13 protein-coding genes are annotated in these 20,114 nt (G+C 37.0%); 1 reads left to right on the forward strand and 12 read right to left on the reverse strand.

The genetic code is table 11. From position 1 onward, the window contains the following. Window positions 1-60: 60 nt before the first annotated feature. The 12 genes from IEX29_RS07605 to IEX29_RS07660 all read right to left on the reverse strand — a co-directional run bounded on the left by IEX29_RS07605 (window position 61) and on the right by IEX29_RS07660 (window position 18,039). Window positions 61-957 carry an ROK family protein gene (locus IEX29_RS07605; protein WP_188733873.1) on the reverse strand — a complete coding sequence of 299 codons (897 nt, stop codon included), beginning with the start codon at window positions 955-957 and terminating at the stop codon, window positions 61-63. A gap of 124 nt (window positions 958-1,081) precedes the next feature. Next, window positions 1,082-4,261 carry a hypothetical protein gene (locus tag IEX29_RS07610; protein WP_188733874.1) on the reverse strand — a complete coding sequence of 1,060 codons (3,180 nt, stop codon included), beginning with the start codon at window positions 4,259-4,261 and terminating at the stop codon, window positions 1,082-1,084. A 1,079-nt stretch (window positions 4,262-5,340) separates the two neighbouring features. Next, window positions 5,341-6,342, reverse strand: coding sequence for a LacI family DNA-binding transcriptional regulator (locus IEX29_RS07615; RefSeq protein WP_188733875.1), 1,002 nt, complete (start codon window positions 6,340-6,342; stop codon window positions 5,341-5,343). 42 nt (window positions 6,343-6,384) lie between these two features. Then, window positions 6,385-7,227 carry a carbohydrate ABC transporter permease gene (locus IEX29_RS07620; RefSeq protein ID WP_077602376.1) on the reverse strand — a complete coding sequence of 281 codons (843 nt, stop codon included), beginning with the start codon at window positions 7,225-7,227 and terminating at the stop codon, window positions 6,385-6,387. Continuing rightward, window positions 7,224-8,171 (reverse strand): carbohydrate ABC transporter permease, encoded by a 948-nt coding sequence (locus IEX29_RS07625; RefSeq protein WP_188733876.1) that lies wholly within the window; start codon window positions 8,169-8,171, stop codon window positions 7,224-7,226. Before IEX29_RS07625 ends, IEX29_RS07620 begins: the two co-directional genes overlap by 4 nt. Before the next feature lie 83 nt (window positions 8,172-8,254). Next, a complete protein-coding gene (locus tag IEX29_RS07630) occupies window positions 8,255-9,541 on the reverse strand; it encodes an ABC transporter substrate-binding protein (RefSeq protein WP_188733877.1) in 1,287 nt (428 codons plus the stop codon). 387 nt (window positions 9,542-9,928) lie between these two features. Then, the gene (locus IEX29_RS07635) at window positions 9,929-10,519 is read right to left on the reverse strand and encodes a YesL family protein (RefSeq protein ID WP_188733878.1); all 591 of its coding nucleotides are present in this window, start codon (window positions 10,517-10,519) and stop codon (window positions 9,929-9,931) included. Window positions 10,520-11,495: 976 nt separating this feature from the next. Next, window positions 11,496-12,539 carry a ribonucleotide-diphosphate reductase subunit beta gene (locus tag IEX29_RS07640; RefSeq protein ID WP_188733879.1) on the reverse strand — a complete coding sequence of 348 codons (1,044 nt, stop codon included), beginning with the start codon at window positions 12,537-12,539 and terminating at the stop codon, window positions 11,496-11,498. Beyond that, the gene (locus IEX29_RS07645; protein ID WP_188733880.1) at window positions 12,520-12,966 is read right to left on the reverse strand and encodes a flavodoxin; all 447 of its coding nucleotides are present in this window, start codon (window positions 12,964-12,966) and stop codon (window positions 12,520-12,522) included. Before IEX29_RS07645 ends, IEX29_RS07640 begins: the two co-directional genes overlap by 20 nt. Beyond that, window positions 12,951-15,179, reverse strand: a complete 2,229-nt coding sequence (locus IEX29_RS07650; protein WP_188733881.1) for a ribonucleoside-diphosphate reductase subunit alpha — start codon at window positions 15,177-15,179, stop codon at window positions 12,951-12,953. The genes IEX29_RS07645 and IEX29_RS07650 overlap by 16 nt, the downstream gene beginning before the upstream one ends. A 1,156-nt stretch (window positions 15,180-16,335) precedes the next feature. After that, complete coding sequence (locus IEX29_RS07655; protein WP_188733882.1) at window positions 16,336-16,860, reverse strand: hypothetical protein; 525 nt, start codon at window positions 16,858-16,860, stop codon at window positions 16,336-16,338. A gap of 9 nt (window positions 16,861-16,869) precedes the next feature. Then, entirely contained in the window at window positions 16,870-18,039 is a 1,170-nt protein-coding gene (locus IEX29_RS07660) for a ParM/StbA family protein (RefSeq protein ID WP_188733883.1), read from the reverse strand. A 606-nt stretch (window positions 18,040-18,645) separates the two neighbouring features. Here IEX29_RS07660 and IEX29_RS07665 point away from each other — a divergent pair. After that, a complete protein-coding gene (locus IEX29_RS07665; RefSeq protein WP_188733884.1) occupies window positions 18,646-19,893 on the forward strand; it encodes a GGDEF domain-containing protein in 1,248 nt (415 codons plus the stop codon). Window positions 19,894-20,114 lie beyond the last annotated feature (221 nt).

Consider the following 20,114-nt stretch of genomic DNA (forward strand, 5'->3'; position numbering starts at 1 on the left):
AACAGCTTAATACCAACAGACTGAACCCCTGTTTTCCAGTATTCATACCTATTCGATTTTTTATTTCACCATATCTCTTTGGGTCAGAAAATGCTTTAATGCACCTAACATGCCTGCATCATTTTTATGCTTGCAAGTCTCAATTGGAACTTTTATAAACTGCCATTCTTTCTGCTGCTCCAAAAGATTTTTTATTCTTTGGGCAAATTCTGCACGGGCACTTACGCCTCCACCTATTAATATCTTCTCCGGATTCAGCGTCCCTGCTATGTTAAAAATACCAAAGCTGACCCGCTTCATCCATTCGTCCACAAGGAGATTCGTTTCTGCATTACTTTCCGCTTCTTGAAAAATATCTATCCCCTCTATGACTTCATTTTCTCCTAACCCTTTTTGCTTCTTATAGCTTTTAATTAAACTGGAAGTAGAGCCATTGTCACTCCATATCTCACTTCCGGGCTGACTTCCCGGCGTAAGCATATAGCCAATTTCCCCAGCTTTAAATTGATGACCATGGAATATCCTGTTATTTAAAAATATACCGCCGCCTACCCCTGTTCCAATTGTGATACAAATGAAATCCTGACAGTTTACTGCATTACCGTTAAATTTTTCGGCCAGCGCCACACAATTTCCATCATTCTCCATTTCTATAACATATGGAAGTCTCGCTTCTAAGAGCGTCTTTAAGTTTTTCCCGTTCAAAATAGTAATGGCACCTGCATCTTCGGTATAGCCCGTTTTTATATTTACAAAGCCCGGCATACTGATGGCAACCCCTGCTATATCAAAACGATTCTGATAAGCTTGAACGGTCAGCATGATATCTGTTAAAAATTGGTCCAGATTGGCCTTTCTTGTAGGATACGCTCCTTTTTCTATAAAAGTCCCGTCCTCCAGTAAAACAGCGTGTTTGACTTTTGTACCCCCTATATCAAAAGCAATATACTTATTCATTAATATCTCTTCCTTCCTAGAAAAGTTAGTATCTACTTTATCAATTTGACTGAATCCGCTTTAAATATTTAAAGCATTTATTGATTGCTTAAGAAAGAGGAATGTTAAAATGATGGATTAACTTTTATTTAAGCTCTACCATTATTTTTGCAACAGATTGATTTCGGATGTCATATGCTAATGAACCACTAATTTCGGATCCGGATACGATTCTTTCTCTTCCATCCTTATAAACCATGACATAACGAACCGGTACAACACCAGCTTCTCCAAAGCTATCCTGACGACTTTCATTATGGTAGATTACTTCTATAGAACTGAAAAGTTTGAATGAAACAGTGCCATCCTCTTTAAAAAGCCAGCTCGGCAGTGCAGGCTGCAAACGAAAATGGAGTAAATCATTCTCCCTGTCATACGTAAATGGATGTTTCCCAATAAACATCAAGACCCACATATTTAATAGCTCTACCGTCGAACCGCTCAGCCTGGCCGCAAAACCCTTGCCATGGATAGATGAATCAGGATTTGCACTGCTTGCTATAAAGGATGAATTCTCTAAAATGCTTCTGCCATATTTTGCGGGATCCATAAATGGTACCAAAGCAGATCGGATATCATTAAAAAATGGCTTAAATAATCCCTTGTTTAACAGTTCTAACAGATATTTATATTCCATATGCATAAATACGGATTCATTTTCTAACCAGCCCGGTGTAAAAAACTTAATTCTTCCAAGTTCAACCGGATCTTCATTAATAGACATACTCGTTTTATACATTCCAAGTTTCGCATCAAAAATATCAGATTGGCGTACAGCGTTATAAATTCTTTCCGCTTCCTCTTTGGAATCAGTTAATTTTAACTTTTTAACGATTCCCTCTAAAAATGGAGTCACTGCATGCGGCTTACATTCCGTTATCTCCCCTGGATTTTCACCATCTGCTTCTGCTTCAAAATAAAAGTATGTTGGTATGAGCTCTTGCTGTTTATATCTCTCTATATTTTCTATTGCAGCATCCACCTGCTGATGATAGATTCCTAACAGCTTCATCGCAGCTTCCAATGATAATTCCAGATTTTCTCCACATATACCCTTTTTTATGGAAGATCGATAAGATTCTCTTAACAGGCTTACTTTATTCCAGTATTTTAATTGCCCTTCCCTGTTTTTTTGATCAGCCTGACAAATCTGCGTTGCCAGATCATTTACAAATTCGCGCACCTCTTCTGGAAGAACAATCTTTGCTTCAGACACATCAGAAATATCCTGCAGCTTCTGCAAAAGTCTCTTTAATTCGAACAGCTCCGGTGTACTCGCACCAAGCATACCGGGTAATCCATTTAAGGCATCATTCCATCCAGGTTTCCCCGCTTCCATCTCCATGCCCAACCCAAACGGTGCAATTGTGGAGGTTTTAATAGCAGCAAGTAAAAAAAGCTTCGAGAATAAGTTTGTTTCATAAACTTTTCCTTCTCCAAAATTACTTCGAACCCATTGTTTATTGTTTTTTTCCTGATCGCTTTGTTTTTCCTCATCAACCTGGACAGCATTGTATTGACGAAGCTTTCCTTCTGTTTGTATATATTTTTTTGTTCTAGGATTTACATACGCTGGACTGTCATAAAATCGATAAGCAGTATCAAAAAATACACTTTTCACTTTATCCGGATATATTGCTAAGTAACTGTCAAGAAGGTCTAAATTATATGTCCAATGATCAACCCAAAATCCTTCTCCATGCTCAGCTTCTAATGATTCCTCACTGATCGAAAGTATTTCCGCTAAAAATTTTTCAAAGGAGACAGCTGGCTGAATAGAATTGTCCTGTACAAACTGTAAGATATCTCCTGGCGCAAACGACTTACTTAATAGCTCATAAATTTTTTTATTCTGTGCTTTCGACAGGCCATATTTACAAAAATCGATTTTTCTATCCTTCAGCCTATACCTTACCTCTTTAATAGAAAGTGGATTATATCCATCAAGCTGAAGCAGATTAACAAAATGCTTCAGGTTATAATCTTTTAATTTTGGATTCAATATAACATCAAGCCGCCGGTTTTGATTCATATCACGATAATTCCCATTGCCTTGAGAATAAAAGGTCGGACTGATGGAGAAAAAATTATAGTCCCTTTCTAAATCTCCATGCTTCCGGGAGTAAAGATAGAATATATGATCCTTTTCTTCACTTTGAAAAATCATAGGAAAACCGCCACGCAAGCCATTGTCCAATTGGCATTGCTTTACATAAGCATCAAATAATGGCTCTGCCGTTTTTGTTTCGACAACACTGGTAAGCTTATCTGTTATTGTTTTCGCAGTTTCTTTATATTTCATTATTTTCTCATATCGAAAATTTTTATTTATAAATTCTTTTACTGTTCCACGGTTTTCTCCATAACCGATAAGAGACACAATATGAAGCTTCTCCCCTGGTGCCAGCTTGTTAGCTAAGACTGTAAAGCCTCCTGACACTTTATTGACGGGAATTTGTTTCTTTTCCATAATCGAAGCTGCAGACTCTGAATGAAAGGCATCAGGATTTTGCAGCGTAAGATTCTTCCCAAAAATCAATTCACGATCATAGAGAGGTTTTACTATTCGTTCCTCCCCATTTAAAACGGTTAAACTGCTATAGAAATTTCCATCGTATATTTGCGAAACGTTTGCATTATCTGCTGTACTTCCACGTAAATGATAAAAATTAAACCGGTTATCGATTGTTTCCACATCAAACCAGCTTTTCAACGTGTTGCCTATCTCTTTATAGGAAGCATTAGGCAGGCTTCCAGGTAAAATCGTTGCCAGTCCATCAGCGATTTCAAGGTCCTTTTCTTCCTTATCAATATTTTCTAATGACACTTCCCGCACAAGTCCCGCCAATGGCGCTTTTGGAAGTGTAAAATATTCAACCGTTAAAACCAGTCCATACTTTTTATTACAATATTTAAGCTGCAGGAGATTTTCATTTATTTTTAACTGTTCCTGCACCGTTTCATTATCATGAATGAAGGAAAAAGGTTCAAAAACAATCTGTTTCTCTTTCGTCCGCAGTTTAATGAAGGTTCGAAACCCTTGGAGCGGAACCATTTGATAAGCTTTATCAGCTGGAAAAAATTCTGTTATAGCAGCATCTTTATCCCGTATGCCAAAACCAGCCATTGCCTGCCCGCGATTAACATAAAATGCCCAGAGCGGTATTCCATTCTTTCCGGCAATACCTGGCAGAAAGCTGGAAAAAGGAGAAAGTCTTTGAAAATCCTCCATCATAAATTCATTGTTATCTGTTAATTGGTACATTAGAGCACCACCTTTTTAAAGCATTCTTATATATTAAATACTCAATTTTCGCACCTGAGAATAAGCATCTATACCTTCCTATTCTAGGATGAACATATTCTTCATTATCTCGCTTGCATTTTGTTAAACCATCCTTCTACTGAAATGGAGATTGTGTATAGCTCCGCTCCGACCAACCACTACGCTTTCCATGGGGACGGCTTCAGCTAACTTGAAAAGAAAACCGTTTTTCAAGTGGATCTTCAGCTCGCCCTGTTCCCATAGGAGTCTACGTGGTTGGTCTGCGCTCAGTTAGGCTTCTACAGCGTATGAAAGAAATCATAGCCTGATGGAATTGAATTGGATGAAACAATCCCTTTTTGCTTAATGAAAAGATTATTTTAATGTTTCAAATGGTTGATTTGGCAATTAAAATGATACCCCAGCAAGGATAGTAAATATCAGGAATAGCTTTCATGGACAGAAAGACATCGTGACAGAATATTTTACCTTGAGTCAAGAAAAAATTTTATCTGATCTAACTTCTATTTAGTCAGCTATTTCAACCTGTATAGAACATCCTGCTAGCGGAGGCGGACCGTTTTGACTCCTGAAAGAAAAGCGGAAAGCGTCGTCTAAAAACGTAACAACTGGACCGAAGCAACTGAGATAAAGGAATCACCGTGAGTTTACGAACGGATGATGACTTATCGTAGGGCGCTGTCGGGAAGTTGTCTAGTTTTTGACGCTTGTAGCTGGACAGGGATTAGCATCATCTGAAGATCCACTTTTGCCAAGTGCTCTTCTTGGCAAAAGTTAGCTGAAGAGCATGCCCCTAGGCAGGCTAAAATCGCAACGTCCTGGGGTTGCGATTACTCACCCCATCGAAAAGCGTTGTTGCAACGCCTGCATTAGTACGTCCTGTACGTCGAAAGCAAAACGGTCCGCCGCAGCGGTAGCCTTACACGTTACCTTCTTTCTGGATAGCGTTTATGCTTTGTCAAGGGATAGATGAAAGGTACAATCAGTATCTGTCTCTATGATAAGCAAGTTATTTTTTTAAGGTGTGAAAGTTGAGTTAAATACCTTTATAATAATATTCAAGACTCCCTCATGATTAACTCAGAATCAATTAAAACTGGCGCTATCTGTTTTTCATTCGATATCAAATCATGTAAAATATTCGCAGCCAGCTTTCCCAGCCTGCTTTTGTATTGCTTAACCGTTGACAGTTTCGGACTGCTGTAGCGGCAGGCGTTAATATCATCACAGCCGATTATCCTAATATCACGCGGAACCTGCAGACCTTCTTCTTCTATCGCTTTCAAAGCACCAAATGCCATCAAATCAGAAATAGCAAAAACAGCTTTTGGGTACGGTTTTTTATCCAAAATCTTTCTCATAGCCAGATAACCGCTTTCCTCGTAGTAATCTCCATACCCCATCCAGTCACGATTTATTTCCATACCTAACTGCTCCATCGCATTCTCAAAGCCTGTTTTCCTATCTCTGGCTACTGCAGAATCACGCACTCCTCCAATATATCCAATGTCTCTTATCCCATCCAAATATAATTGATGAACAACATTGGTGGAGAGCTGAATATTATCCGTCATGACATAGCTGGCATCAGGGCCGTTTAATTCAATATCAATCCCGACACAGGGTATCCCGCTTTGGACTAATTCCTGCGTACTTTCTTCAATTTCATCCCCGGCAATAATCACACAGCCCTCCACATGGTAATATCTGCATCTGGCCAAATAACTCCCATTATCATGTCCAAAGCTTTCATCTGAAAACATGATGATATCATATCCCATCATTCCAATCGTCTTCTTGAAGGCGCTGACTACCTCACTGAAAAAAGGATGGTTAAAATCGACATTAATTTTACCTGCATATATCAGAGCAATCAGCTTAGACTTTTTCGTTGAGAGTGTCCTGGCCGTATAAGTAGGCTGATATTTATTCTCTTTAATTGCATCCATTACTCTTTTTTTGGTTTCTTCACTGACACCACTATAATTATTCATTACTTTTGAGACTGTTGATGGTGAAACACCAGCTATCTCAGCTATATTTCTGATTGTAAGTTTCATGGAATCGCCTCAATATTCTATAAAAGTTTATCCCAGGTTATTTTAAGATTTGACAGCTCCCTCTGTAATGCTCGCTATAAATAATTTGTTAAATAAGAGGAAGATGATAACCAATGGAATCGTCGCCCAAAATACACCTGACATTAACATACCATAATCGACTTTAAATGTGTTATTGAGGGAGGCTAATGCAACCTGTATCGTGTACATCTCCGGATCACGCAGAACTGTAAACTGCCATAGGAACTCTCCCCATACGGAGGTAAATACAATAATGCCTAAAGTTGCGAAAGCCGGGAGTATAATCGGCAGCACTATTTTCCAGTAAATCTTAAAATTAGAGGCTCCATCTAATTTTGCTGCTTCAATTAATTCATCTGAAATCGATCCGCTGATATATTGTCTCATTAAAAATATTCCTAATGGATTGAGAAAAGATAAAATCATAACCCCTTGCAAGGTATCCAGTAATCCTGCTTTTGCGATTAAAAAATACTGTGGAATCAGCCCCAGCTGAGGCGGTATAATCATCGTCAATAGAATGGCAATAAAAAGGATATTCTTACCGGGAAATTTAAATTTCGCAAACGCAAAACCAGCTAAAGAACTAATCAACAGAACCACTATCGTAACGACTACACAAAGTATCAGTGAATTCCACATTGCTCCAAAAAAATCAATTTGCTGTAATACCTTCTGGAAATTCTCAACTAACATATTTCCAGGGGTAAGCGTAGGAGGTATAGAATTATAAGCCGCACTTGGTCGTGTCGCCATTACAAACATCCAGTAAAACGGGAAAAGAGATAAAAGAGATGCAAGCGTCAGGAAACCATACATTAAAATCTTGCTGAATGAGAATTTCTTGGAACCTACTTCTTTCATTTACCTGCACCTCTTTTCTTTTTTCTCCCTATACCTGAAGTCAGATATAAATTAATTGCTGCCAGAACTGCTATAAAGATTACTAAGATAACTGCTGTTGCAGATGCTGTGCCAAATGATTGTAATCGGAAAGCATCACGGTATAAGTACATAACAATGGTCATTGCTTCGCTTCTTGTAAAAGCACTCTGTCCAAGAAATACAGTTGGCTCGGAAAACAGCTGTAAAGCTCCAACAGTAGAGAAAAAAACAGTTAATAGAATAAAAGGTTTTAAGAGCGGCATGGTAATATATCTTAATTGTTGGAATTTGCTTGCCCCGTCTATCGTTGCAGCTTCATATAAATCACGGGGAATACTTTGTAATCCTGCCAGATAAATAATCGTATTGTATCCAATCCATCTCCAGAAAACCATTAAAGAAATTGCAATTTTAGTGCCCCATTCTGAAGTAGCCCAATTTATTGGATCAAGCCCAAACAGCCCTAATATATAATTCGCCATGGATGAATCCTGATTACTGAATAAAACACTAAATACCAGTGCAACTGCCACCATCGATGTAATATAGGGCATGAAAATAGTTACCCTGTAAAATTGTTTAAACCGCAAAAATACCTGATTTAATAAAAATGCTAAAATAATCCCCACAATTAACTGCGGGGCAGTTCCCAATAAGCCCATAACGATTGTATTGTAGACAGATTTCCAAAAAAGAGAGTCTGTCAAAACAATTTTAAAGTTATCCAGCCCTACAAATTCCATAGGCGAAAGCCCATTCCATTGCTGAAAGGCTAAATATAGGCTGAATAGGATTGGAAAAAAACCCACACAAAAGAAAATAATAAAAAACGGTGACACATATAGATATCCCGAAATCATGTCTTTTTTCTCTTCCGACAGATACCTTTTCTTCGTTTTTTGTTTCTTTTTTAAGGAGACCATGCGTTCACCCCGTTTCTAGTAAGCACATGGATACGGCGTGACATCGCCATATCCATGCTAAATGTTCTTTTTGAGCATCCTTTTTAACGGCTGACTAGGTCCTCAGCACGCTGTACTGCTGCATCCCATTCTTCCTCTGGGTCAGCACCTTCCTGTACGTTGGTTAACGCCGTTAAAATTTCATTGTTTACAGAAACATATTTTTCACCTTTATAAACTGCCTCCGTAATATCATTTGCCGCTTCACCAAATACCACTGAGGTTACCTGGCCGCCGAAAAATTCATCTTCATTTGATTTGAAGTCATCCATTTCATATACTGCCGGCGCTGAAGGGAACAGTCCATGACTCTTGAAGGATTCTAATTGATTTTCAGGAGATGTTAACCACTTTATAAAATCATAAGCTTCCTCTGCATGTTCTGTTTCTGCCGGAATTGCAAGAAATGATCCGCCCCAGTTTGCTGAAAACTCTGTCGGCAACGTTGCAACCCGGAATAATCCAGAAGCATCAGGCGCATTTCCTTCCATCCAGCCTTTTAACCAGCCTGGGCCCAGTTCTGCAGCAAAATCACCATTATTTACCGCATTTGCCCATTCAGGACTCCACATTTCAAAATTACCGATAAGTCCTGCTTCATTTAACTCTACTGCATAATCATATGCCTGTTTAACAGGGCTTCCTTCTTGATCAACGATTAACTCACCTTCTGGATTCAGATGTGTTTCTGGTGCTGCATCCAGATAAGCCCGATAGGCCATTTCCATACTATCCAAAAACGGTTTATCCGTTTCTTCTTTTACCTGTATAGCTGCTTCTTTTAAAGCTTCTGGAGAATCAATCAAATTTGCCACTTCTTCAGGGTCGGTTGGCAATCCCGCATCTTCAAATACGTCTGTACGATAATATAAAGCTTTCGGCCCTATATCAGTAGGCAACCCGAACATAAAATCTCCGTCTACATTTTGTCCGGTATTCCAGGACCAATCCTGATACTGATCCTTAATTTCTTCTGCACCCTGATCAAATAAGTTAACAAAGCGATCCTGGGCCTGTTTAAAACGGTCTAACTGATCAACCTCTACCATAGCGATATCCGGGGCTCCAGTCCCAGCTGATATAGCCGTAAATAGAGCATCATGATGATCTGCATTCTCTGAGGTTTTAAATTTAATTTTCACATTAGGATTTTCTTTTTCATATTCTTTTAATAATTCATCATATCCTGTTGCTCCAAATGTCCAAAAATTTAATGTAACGGTCCCTTCTGAGTCCTTACCATCTGAACCAGACGCATCATTATTGCTATTACAAGCAGTAAGTATAGATACCAGACCTAAAATGATTAATAAAGAGAGCACTCGTTTCATTTTTCTACCTCCATATTTATTATTTTTTATCTTTATGACCCGCCTTTGCAGCTGCATAGTAAATATAAAAATATAGCCCCCCTTTACATGTTTCATATACTTTATGAACATAAATATAAATATTACGGAAACCGGTTTCCAAATATTCTACAGAAAGCGGTTTCATATGATGATTATATTCCCTAACTCATAAAAATACAACTACTTTTTTATATTTTTTTCAAATTATTTAGAAACCGGTTTCCAAAACTGACACTGCTTCATGTATATCCTGAGATTAATCATGATAAGTTTTTTTCTGCAATTATGTCGTTTTTTACAGATTTATAGGACATCTTTTACTAGAATCCCAGAAGTCAAGGCGGCATCCAGATTTGCTTCAATTGTCTAATTAAGTTCATGGAATACTTTAATACTAATTATCGTCTGCGTAAATGCGAAAGGAATAATCCCGAAAATCAGTAATAAGCCTGGTAATTTTAATATAATAACAAAGATAATTACAGCAGATACCAGCTGAAAGATGATGCCCTTCAGAGACGAAAAACCGGCTTTTAAAACGACTAAAAATAATTCATAGACTGATAATTTATAGTGAACTATAGCTGGAAATAAATAAGCCCAGACAATCAGCAAAATAATCGCCATGAATATGACAGCAGCATATATTATTATTTGAATTTGTTCCGGATAGTAAGCTGTATAAATAAAGTTCACAATGACAATAAGCGTAATACTTGAAAAAAACCAGCCCAATATATTAGCTGTTTTAAAGTTTTCTTTATAGTATTGCTTAAAAATATGAGGAAGTGACTCCACTTCTCTTTTCAACAGCCAGTGTCTGATCACTGCAAAAACTGCTGCTATAGACGGAAAGATTCCCAGAACAATAAAACCTTTGAATATATGGATAATCCATAGTATTTGCAGGCTGAATATTTCAAAAATCCAATCTGTAAGCTTAACAGTTTTTGACATAGCATCCTCTCCCCTTTTTTAGTTCAACCATATTATTCTATGTAAACGGTTTCCAGAATTGATTATAATTATAAAAATTTATTTCGTCAATATTATTTACTCAACTTTCGCACCTAAGAAGAAACATACTAACCTTGCTGTTCAAGGATGTACATGGTCTCAATTATCATGCTTGCTTTTAGTTAACTCATCTTTTTATTTTTTGAACAGGTTATTGTGTATAGCTTCCGCTCCGGCCAACCACTCCGCTTTCCATGGGGACGGCTTCAGCTAACTTGAAAAGAAACCCGCTTTTCAAGTGGATCTTCAGCGCGCCCTGTTCCCATAGGAGTCTACGTGGTTGGCCTGCGCTCTAATAGGATTCTACAGCACATGGAAGAAATAATAGACTGATGAAGTTAGATGAAATCATCGTTTTTTAGCCTAAATAAACAATCATGCTGGTGTTTCAAACGGTTTTTAGCAGTTCAAATCACGACAACATGAATAAACCATATCGAGAATAGCTTTCATGCACCAAAAATAAGGATTGCCGAGCATGTTTACCTTTACCATGCAACACGAAAATTCGTTCTGTCAGATCTGCCTTTTATTTATTTATTTATTTCAATATAGAATCCCCTTCTAGCGGAGGCGGACCGTTTTGACTCCTGAGGGATTAGCACCATCTGAAGATCCACTTTTGCCAAGTGATCTTCTTGGCAAAAGTTAGCTGAAGAGCGTGCCCCTAGGAAAGCAAAACGGTCCGCCGTAGCGGTCGATTTACACTTTACTTTCTATATTTGTCAACAGATATATAGAAGAAATGATCCTCCCCTGCTCCTATGGATAGGAAGTTTCTTTTTAAGGTGTGAAAGTTGAGTTATTTAAATTAACGCATAGGGAATTGAGCCTTAGACAATATGCTTGGTAAAGGCTGCATCTGGAATTATCAAATTTAATTTGTGCATAAAAAAAAGCGCAGTTTGCGCTTTTTTTACAGGTCATCAAAACCATTTAAATCACTTGTTTTTGTATATTGACGTGATTTTTGTTCAAAGAAATCTGTCTTTGTTCCATCAACGTTATCCACATAGGCGCGAATCCATTTCATTGGATTCTCCACATGTTCTGGATAAAGTTCTTCCAATCCCATCATACGCAGCATTTTATTTGCCCGATATTTGATATAGCCATCAAGCTCATCCATGTCAATTCCTTCAATACCTGCAAGTACATAATGAGACCATTCTAATTCCAGTTCAACGGATTTTTGGAAATGATCATAAATCCATTGGATGAATTCTTTATTATTGTATTCCGGATTTTCAGCCAGTGTAGCACGGAACAGCTCTGTAATAAAACGGCCATGCTCCAGCTCATCACGATTGATGTAGCTAATCATCGTTGATGTCCCTACCATTTTATTCTGTCTGGCCAAGTGATAAAAGAAAGCAAAGCCTGAATAGAAAAACATTCCTTCTAATAAAGAAGTATATACTAAAGTCTTAAGGATATTTTCCAAAGTCGGATTTTCGACAAATGCATTATACTGCTCTGTCAACAGCTCATTCCGCTTCATCAGTAATTCATCAGTTCTGCCTAATTGAAACGATTTATTCTGCTCATTCAAGGAAACAACAGAAGATAGCACATAAGAGTAACTTTCATTATGCACTGCCTCCTGCTGGGCAATAACAGCCATAATAGATTGAACAGACGGATCTGTTGCATATAGTGAGATTAACAATGCTGTTCTTGTTTGCGGCGCATCTAATGTAGATAACAGTCCAATTATCTTCAAATAAGCATCCTGTTCCTCTTCACTGAGCGAAGAGAACTGCTTTACATCACTGGACATGTTTATTTCATCCGCTTGCCAATAGTTTCCGACAAGTCTCTTATACATTTTATGCCAATGTGGATAAGCAATATCATTCCAATTTAAAATTCCACTTGATTTGCCTCCGAATAGGCCTGTTGATTTATTTGGAAAACGCGGTTCAAGCGTTTTGGCCCGTTCAAGCATAACTTTTTGCATTATCTAGCACTCCTTCCAGCCACTGTTCGATCTTATTCTCCTGCGAACCGCGCGGTGACTGTTCAACTTTAAGAACCGGAAAACTGCTTTCGTAAAAACGGGCTAATTTATCTGCAGCTCTGCAAAATAAATCATCTCCGCCAAATTGCGTATCTCCAGTTCCGAAAATAACCATATTTCCAGGTTTATATCCTACTTCCAAGACAAAATCCTTTACCTCATCTGGTGTAGATCCTCTGTCCCAAGTGAATGTCCCTAAAAATACAAGATCATAATAAGCGGGATCCTTGAGGACATCGATACCGATACGATGCCACTCAACGGTTAACCCTTCTTTATTTAAAAATTCCCCAATATACGAAGCGACCTCTTCTGTATTACCACTGTAGCTTAAATACGCGATGAGTATCCTCAACTTTGACACCACTCACACTCTTCGACATCATTGGATGTTGAACGAACATAATAAGTTGTTTTAAGTCCTTCCTTCCATGCCTGTAAGTGTAAATCCAGTAATACGGATGCACGAATCGTATTTGGAACATAAAAGTTAAATGATAAGCTCTGGTCAATATGACGCTGGCGTTTTGCGTTCTGGCTGACTGAATAACGCTGGTCTACAATATATGCAGAACGGCGGTAAATATTATACGTGTTATGGTCCAAAGCCGGAGCTGTTACAGGTATTTTAAAGTCTTTCTTCTCTTCATGATAAAATACTTGGAAGATCGGATCAATACTTGCTGTAGAACCGGCAATCATTGCTGTTGTAGAGTTTGGTGCAACGGCCATCAGATAACCGTTACGGATACCATTCTCCTTGACTTCTTCTTTTAATGCAGTCCATTTAGAGTCCGTGTAGCCTTTTTGGTCAAAATAAGCTCCTGTGCTCCATTTACTGCCTTCATAAACAGAATAAGATCCTTTTTCCTTACTTAACTCCATACTGCTTTTAATCGTTAAATAAGCAATATTTTCATAAAGCTCGTCAGCATATTGAACTGCTTCTTCTGTTTCCCAGCTGATTCCTTTTAATGCCAAAAGATGATGCCATCCAAATGTTCCCAGACCAATTGCCCGGTATTTTTGGTTGGTAATCGTCGCTTGCAAAATTGGCAATGTATTAATGTCAATAACATTATCCAGCATTCTCACCTGAATAGAAATAAGACGTTCCAATACATCGTCAGAAACAGCTCTTCCCAGGTTAATAGAGCTCAGGTTACAAACCACATAGTCCCCGGATTGATATTTTCTTACAATTGTATTTTCATTTTCTAAAAATTCTTCTACAAAAGATGTCGGTGACTGATTTTGTGTAATTTCTGTACATAAATTGGAACAATAAATAAGACCTTCATGTGAGTTGGCATTTTGACGGTTTACTTCGTCACGGTAGAACATGAATGGCGTTCCAGATTCTAATTGAGAACGCATCAGACGCTTCATGATTTCAATAGCCGGCACCTTTTCTTTTGATAAATCTTCATTGGCAACACATTCTTCATATTTCTTACGCCATGTACCGTCACCTTTTTCTTCATCATAAAAGTCCTCTAAAGAAAAGCCCATTACCTGACGCACTTCATGTGGATCAAATAAATACCAGTCCCCACGCTGGTCAACCTTCTCCATAAAGTAATCCGGTAAGCATACTCCGGTAAAGATATCATGAGCACGCATACGGTCATCGCCATTATTCAGCTTTAAATCCAGGAATGATTCTATATCACGATGCCATACATCTAAATAGATCGCTATTGCACCTTTACGCGTGCCGAGCTGATCAACGCTAACCGCTGTATTATTCAGTTGTTTAATCCATGGAACGACACCGCTCGACATGCCTTTAAATCCTTTAATAGAACTGCCTCTTGCACGGATTTTACCCATATAAACGCCGATTCCTCCGCCGTTTTTGGAAAGCTTGGCGATATCTGTATTACTATCATAGATTGCCTGCAGACTGTCATCGACTGTGTCGATAAAGCAGCTGGAGAGCTGGCCATGTGTTTTACCAGCATTTGTTAATGTTGGTGTTGCTACGGTCATATATAAATTACTCAAAGCCCAATATGCTTCTTGAATATATTCAACCCGTTTATTTTTCGGCTCATCCTGCATTAAATGCATAGCAATAACTAACCAGCGTTCCTGAGGAAGCTCAAATACACGCTTCTGATGATCTGTTGCTAAATAACGTGTTGCAACTGTATAAATACCTAAATAGTTAAATAACATATCTCTATCGGGAACAATCAGACTGCCGATTTGATCTATTTCTTCTTTTGAGTACTTTTCCAGGAACGAGGTTGTATAGATACCTTCATCTGTCAGCATTTTAATTAAATGATAAAAGGACCCATATTTTTCATTTTCATCATAACCGCGATTGGCAGCAGCTTCTTTATATAAATTCCCTACATAAATACGTGCAGCTGCATATGTCCAATCCGGATTTGCTTCATCTATATTTTCAAGAGCTGTCTGAATCAGCGTATCATTCACTTTTTTATTTGAGGTAACACCTTGTGTTTGTTTTTCTGCTTTTTGAAACCAAGAAGCAGCATCTACTTTCAAGCCTTCCGATGCTTTATTAATTTTTTCTTGGATAGATGACGGATTAATAATAATGGTCATGTTTAAGCCTCCTGTAATCATATATATTTCTATGAAGCGATTATTTGTAAATACAAAAAAATTACTTATGTATTCTTCTAACGATTCTGTTGCTTCTTCCGTACAAATAATAAACGTCTTGCCGGTAAATCTGCTGTTTTATATTTTTTATTATTAAAAGCAATCTGCCACCCATACTAGATGTAGTAGATTGCCTCATTCTCGAACACCATAAGTTGGTGGGATACCCTTGATTTATACTAGTTTCGACATTTCAGTAATTATCCTTTTACTTCCGCCGGACACTATATATAGTATTAATCAGTTTTATTCTCACCCACATCTTGTATTAAACACTATCATAGATTATTCAACTACGCAAGATTTTAATTCAAGATAGTCTGTTTTAACTAGATTCTATTTTTATCTTTTTCCCCACACAAAGGCAGGTAATTTCTGCTTTCATTAAAAACTTAAAAACAAATAAAATTTATATTGTTTTTATCTTCCAATAAAATCTCTATCAAAGATACTACTTACTATTTCATTTTTATTAAACTCAAGTTCTCATTATAGCTTAAATTAATAGAAAGAAAAGTATTTAGAAACGATTTTTAATGGTATTTTTTTATCCACATTTTCTCCTGTGGATAAGATGTGGATATTAAAAAGTTATTCAATACTTTTCCACAGTATTATCCCCAAATAAATTTAAAGTGTGAATACTTATTAAATAACTCAACTTTCACACCTGAGAATAAGTATCTACACCTTGCCATTCCAGGATAAACATGTTCTTTAATATCCTGCTTGCATTTTATTAAATCATCCTTCTATATGTAATGAAAATTGTGTATAGCGCCGCTCCGACCAACCACTACGCTTTCCGACGCACAAATGTTTTCAATGGGATGAGTAATCTTAGGCCCCAGAACGCCTGAACTCTTAGTCTGCCATGGGGACGGCTTCAGCTAGGAAAGCAAAACGGTCCGACGTAGCGGTAGCCTTACACGTTATCTTCCTTCTAAATAGCGTTTATCCTTTGTCAAGAGATCAATTGAAGGTGCGGTCAACACCTGTCTCCAGGATAAGCAAGTTATTTTTTTAGGAACGAAAGTTGAGTTAAATAACAAATAAGAGCAGCTCCTGCTCACATGTCAGGAACTGCTCTTATTTGTTATTTATTCATACTTGAAAAGAAATCACTTAATGGATCAAGCTCTTCCTCGTCTTCATCATCTTCTGCAGAATCATGAATGTTTAATTCATCTGCATTTAAATCATCCATATTCCAATTATCTTGAGTGACTTCCTGCTCTTGGTTTGAGACATAGCTTTTCGGTTCTTCTATGCCACTAAATATATTATCTGTGCTGTTGTTCATGGAAGTTAAAAGGGCAGTTGCACGCATTGGATCGGTTAATAACTGATATAAAATTGTTCCAATCAAAGCTTCAGAGTGCTCATGCTTCAACCAGCTCTTCTGTTCTTTTGTCAATGATCTGGGTAAAGGGATTGTAACAGTTTCTCGTTCTTTCACGCTCATATCATTTACACCTTTTAGGACAAAACTCGCAATTTTACTTGAAAAGTTTCTCCGTTCGGTTTCCTTCAATTGCTGCAGCTGTCTCAGTAAGTATTCAGGAGTATCTGAAGGAATTCGAAATGTGATTGTTTGACCTCTTTCGATATTCTTTCCCATAGGATCACCTTACTTTGCTTTCGTAGTCTTCTCTTCCTTCTTCTCAGCCTTTTCATGCTTCTGTACAAAATCAGTAATCAATTTATAATACGCATTGGCCATCATCCAGATACTTTCACTCTCATCTTCAAAGAATTCGATGTTGTAGCCATCTAATTTATTGTTTAGAGCTTTAATATAATCCTTAAGAACTGCAGAGCCCCCGCCGACAAAATAGCAAATCTCTGTCTGTGAATTTCTGCTCCACACATTGCGCAGATAGCGATATTCCTTCTTGGCAAGCTCCAGTAAAATATGATCGGTTATATCATGAACATTCGTACGGCTTCCTTTTACCATAATATGATTACGATCATTTTTTCTTGTAATTATATCTACAACATCTCTTCTGCTATCCAGCTCTACGCCGTGTTTTGATCTTATTTCTTCACGAATTTGTTCCAGAGACTCAGAAACACCGATATTAAAACCCTGTGCTTTGTCGTCATCCACATTTCTATTGCGAATAACTGCAATATCTGTGGATAAACCGCCGATATCCTGAATTAAAATTTGTTTGTCAATTAATTCCTTGTTGATAACTTTTAATTCGTTATCCATAATTAAATTGACGTAAGCGGCAAATCCTTCCGGGTATACTTTTACTTCATCAAATTTAATATTTACTTTCTTGCCCTGATGTTTAGGTGTAACTAAAAATTCTATTTGATGCACTGACCCTAATAGACGTGAACGGTAACCCACATCTTTTCCTTCTTTTACTTCCCTGAGTGGCAATCCTGTTCCTAATGTATAAAGAGCGTCATAAACATCATTCTTCTCTTTGAACGCGTCGCTTGATACCGCGTCTAATGCTAAAGCAGCGAATAACATAACTAATGTCTGATCTTCTTCTGATTTACTGCTTCCTGGATCCAGCTCCTGAGAGTTTGTTGTTTTTGTAGCCAGATTTCCAACTCTATATATAATGTTATTTTCAGACAGGGCAGGGGAGTGGATACGAATATGAATATTATCCAATACTTCCTTAGTATCCAGCTCTTCAATTCCAATTACAGGTCTATCCTCTAAATCCGGGGCTACCACATTAGGTATGTAATATTCATTTTCTAATTTACCAAAATTACCTTTTAAGGCATCATTCCCAACATCAATTGCTGCAATTCTAGATTTTGTCATTTTCATTCTCCCTTCAAAGTTAAGATTTTATAATGTGTCTTTTAAAAGAGTAAGACACAAACATATGAACATTCTATCAAACTATTTCTAATCGAATGCACATAATATAATTTAAAATCTATGTTTCCAGGATAAACGTATTCACCTATTTTCTCAAGTATTTCAGCATAATGTTTACATGTTTGTTTTTTTGTGTACATTAATAAACCTTATTAAATCAATTTATACACAGTTTTGTATACAAGTAAACATTTTTGTTTATAATTGTACACAAAATTCGTTTACTTGTGTACAATTATAAAAATACTATTTTCGATAAATTATAATCAGCTGCTTCCGTTGAAAAATAATAAGAAAGACTTGTTAAATATCCCAATTTTCTATAAAATATGATTTGATAAATAAACATTAATAACTTATAAAATGTTTATTTCTGTATTTCCTATTCTTAAATAAAATTCACTTTGTAAATATATTCCCTTGTCCCAACCAAAAGGCGGTCAACTATGTTTGCATATCATATAATTAGGTCTATAAACCCGAGCCTTTTTCACTTGATTCTTATAATATCTTGACTATTATTCTTGAAATGGAGAGGTTCTTATTATGATACGGTTATATCTTCGCTTTGTTATTATATCGATCTTTATTATAGCTGCTGTCTTAGCCGTTAAATATGGGACATTACTTGTCGATGTAAATACCTATTTCAAATTACTTGCATTGTATCTAGTCTTTTCTATTTTGTTTGTACATTTAAGGACCCTCGTTAAAACAGGATCAATGAACGTTGATTACAGTATTTCCTACAGCTTCTCCTTTGTACTGCTGACAGGACCTTTAGGTTTATTCTTATTTGAATTAGTTAATCGTTTTTATGTGTATTTCCACAGGAAAATCACAGGAACTGCCGATGAGGATGAGCTATTACATACCTTTTATAACATCGGTGGTCCGGTCCTATTCCATTCTTTTGGATTTTACTGTTTTCAGCTTATATATCCAATGATTTCATCACTTCCTTTTGCATTCTGGTTATTCGTTTTCTTTCTTACAATTCTAATGGACATTATTTCTTCCTGTTTCATATTAGTAATCATGTTTATTACTAAAAATGTTCAATCCAAACAGGAAGCGTTCGAATTTATTACGGGGCGCAGCATGCTTGACTTGCTTAAAAACGCCTTAACAAATGCCCTGCTTTACACCTTCATTACTATGGAGCAATGGGAGGCAGTTATTGCGATTTTCTTATTAAGCTATATTGTAGGCCGAGCAGGAATATTTCACATAAAGCTATTACTTCAAAAACAGGAAAATGAGCGTTTTAAAAAGATGGCTTACACAGACTTTTTAACCAACATTCATAATCGTGCATATATGAATAAGGTAATGAAGGAATTAAATGGTAAAGAAGAACGTCTAGCGGTAGTGATTGCTGACATTGATTCTTTCAAATCTATCAATGACACTTTTAATCATATTATCGGCGACGGCGTAATTCAGCACTTTGCCAAGCTTTTACAAAAAAATATAGACTCATGTGATTATGTATTCCGCACAGGCGGAGAGGAATTCACCATTATTTTAAGAAATAAAACATACGAAGAATGCTTTGTCTTTCTGGAGCAATTAAGAAACACTATTTTGGATACACCTGTAGAAACTGAATTCCGCTCCAAGGAAGTCAATATTCCCTTTACTGCTTCATTCGGAATGTGTTATATATACAATGATAATCATATGGAGCTTAAGAAAGCATATATGAAGGCTGATGAATTACTACTGGATGCCAAGCATAATGGTAAAAATAAAATCATCTCACAAAACAACAGCTTAAATAAGCTAAAATAACAGCTGATTTTTGGAGAATGATATTCATATAAATATTAAAAACTGTGAATTCGATAAATTACAAACGAATTTACAGTTTTCTTAATACAGATTACTCCTTAAATTCCCTGCGCTATTGCTCCGGTCAGACATTTACCGTTGACTAACACCTTTTTTCTTACTGCAGCATGATAGCTTTTTGCAAAAAAAATAAAAAGGACAGGAATTGATCCCGTCCTCTT

The organism is Oceanobacillus neutriphilus (assembly GCF_014645515.1).
In the GTDB taxonomy this organism is placed as follows: Bacteria; Bacillota; Bacilli; order Bacillales; family Amphibacillaceae; genus Oceanobacillus; species Oceanobacillus neutriphilus.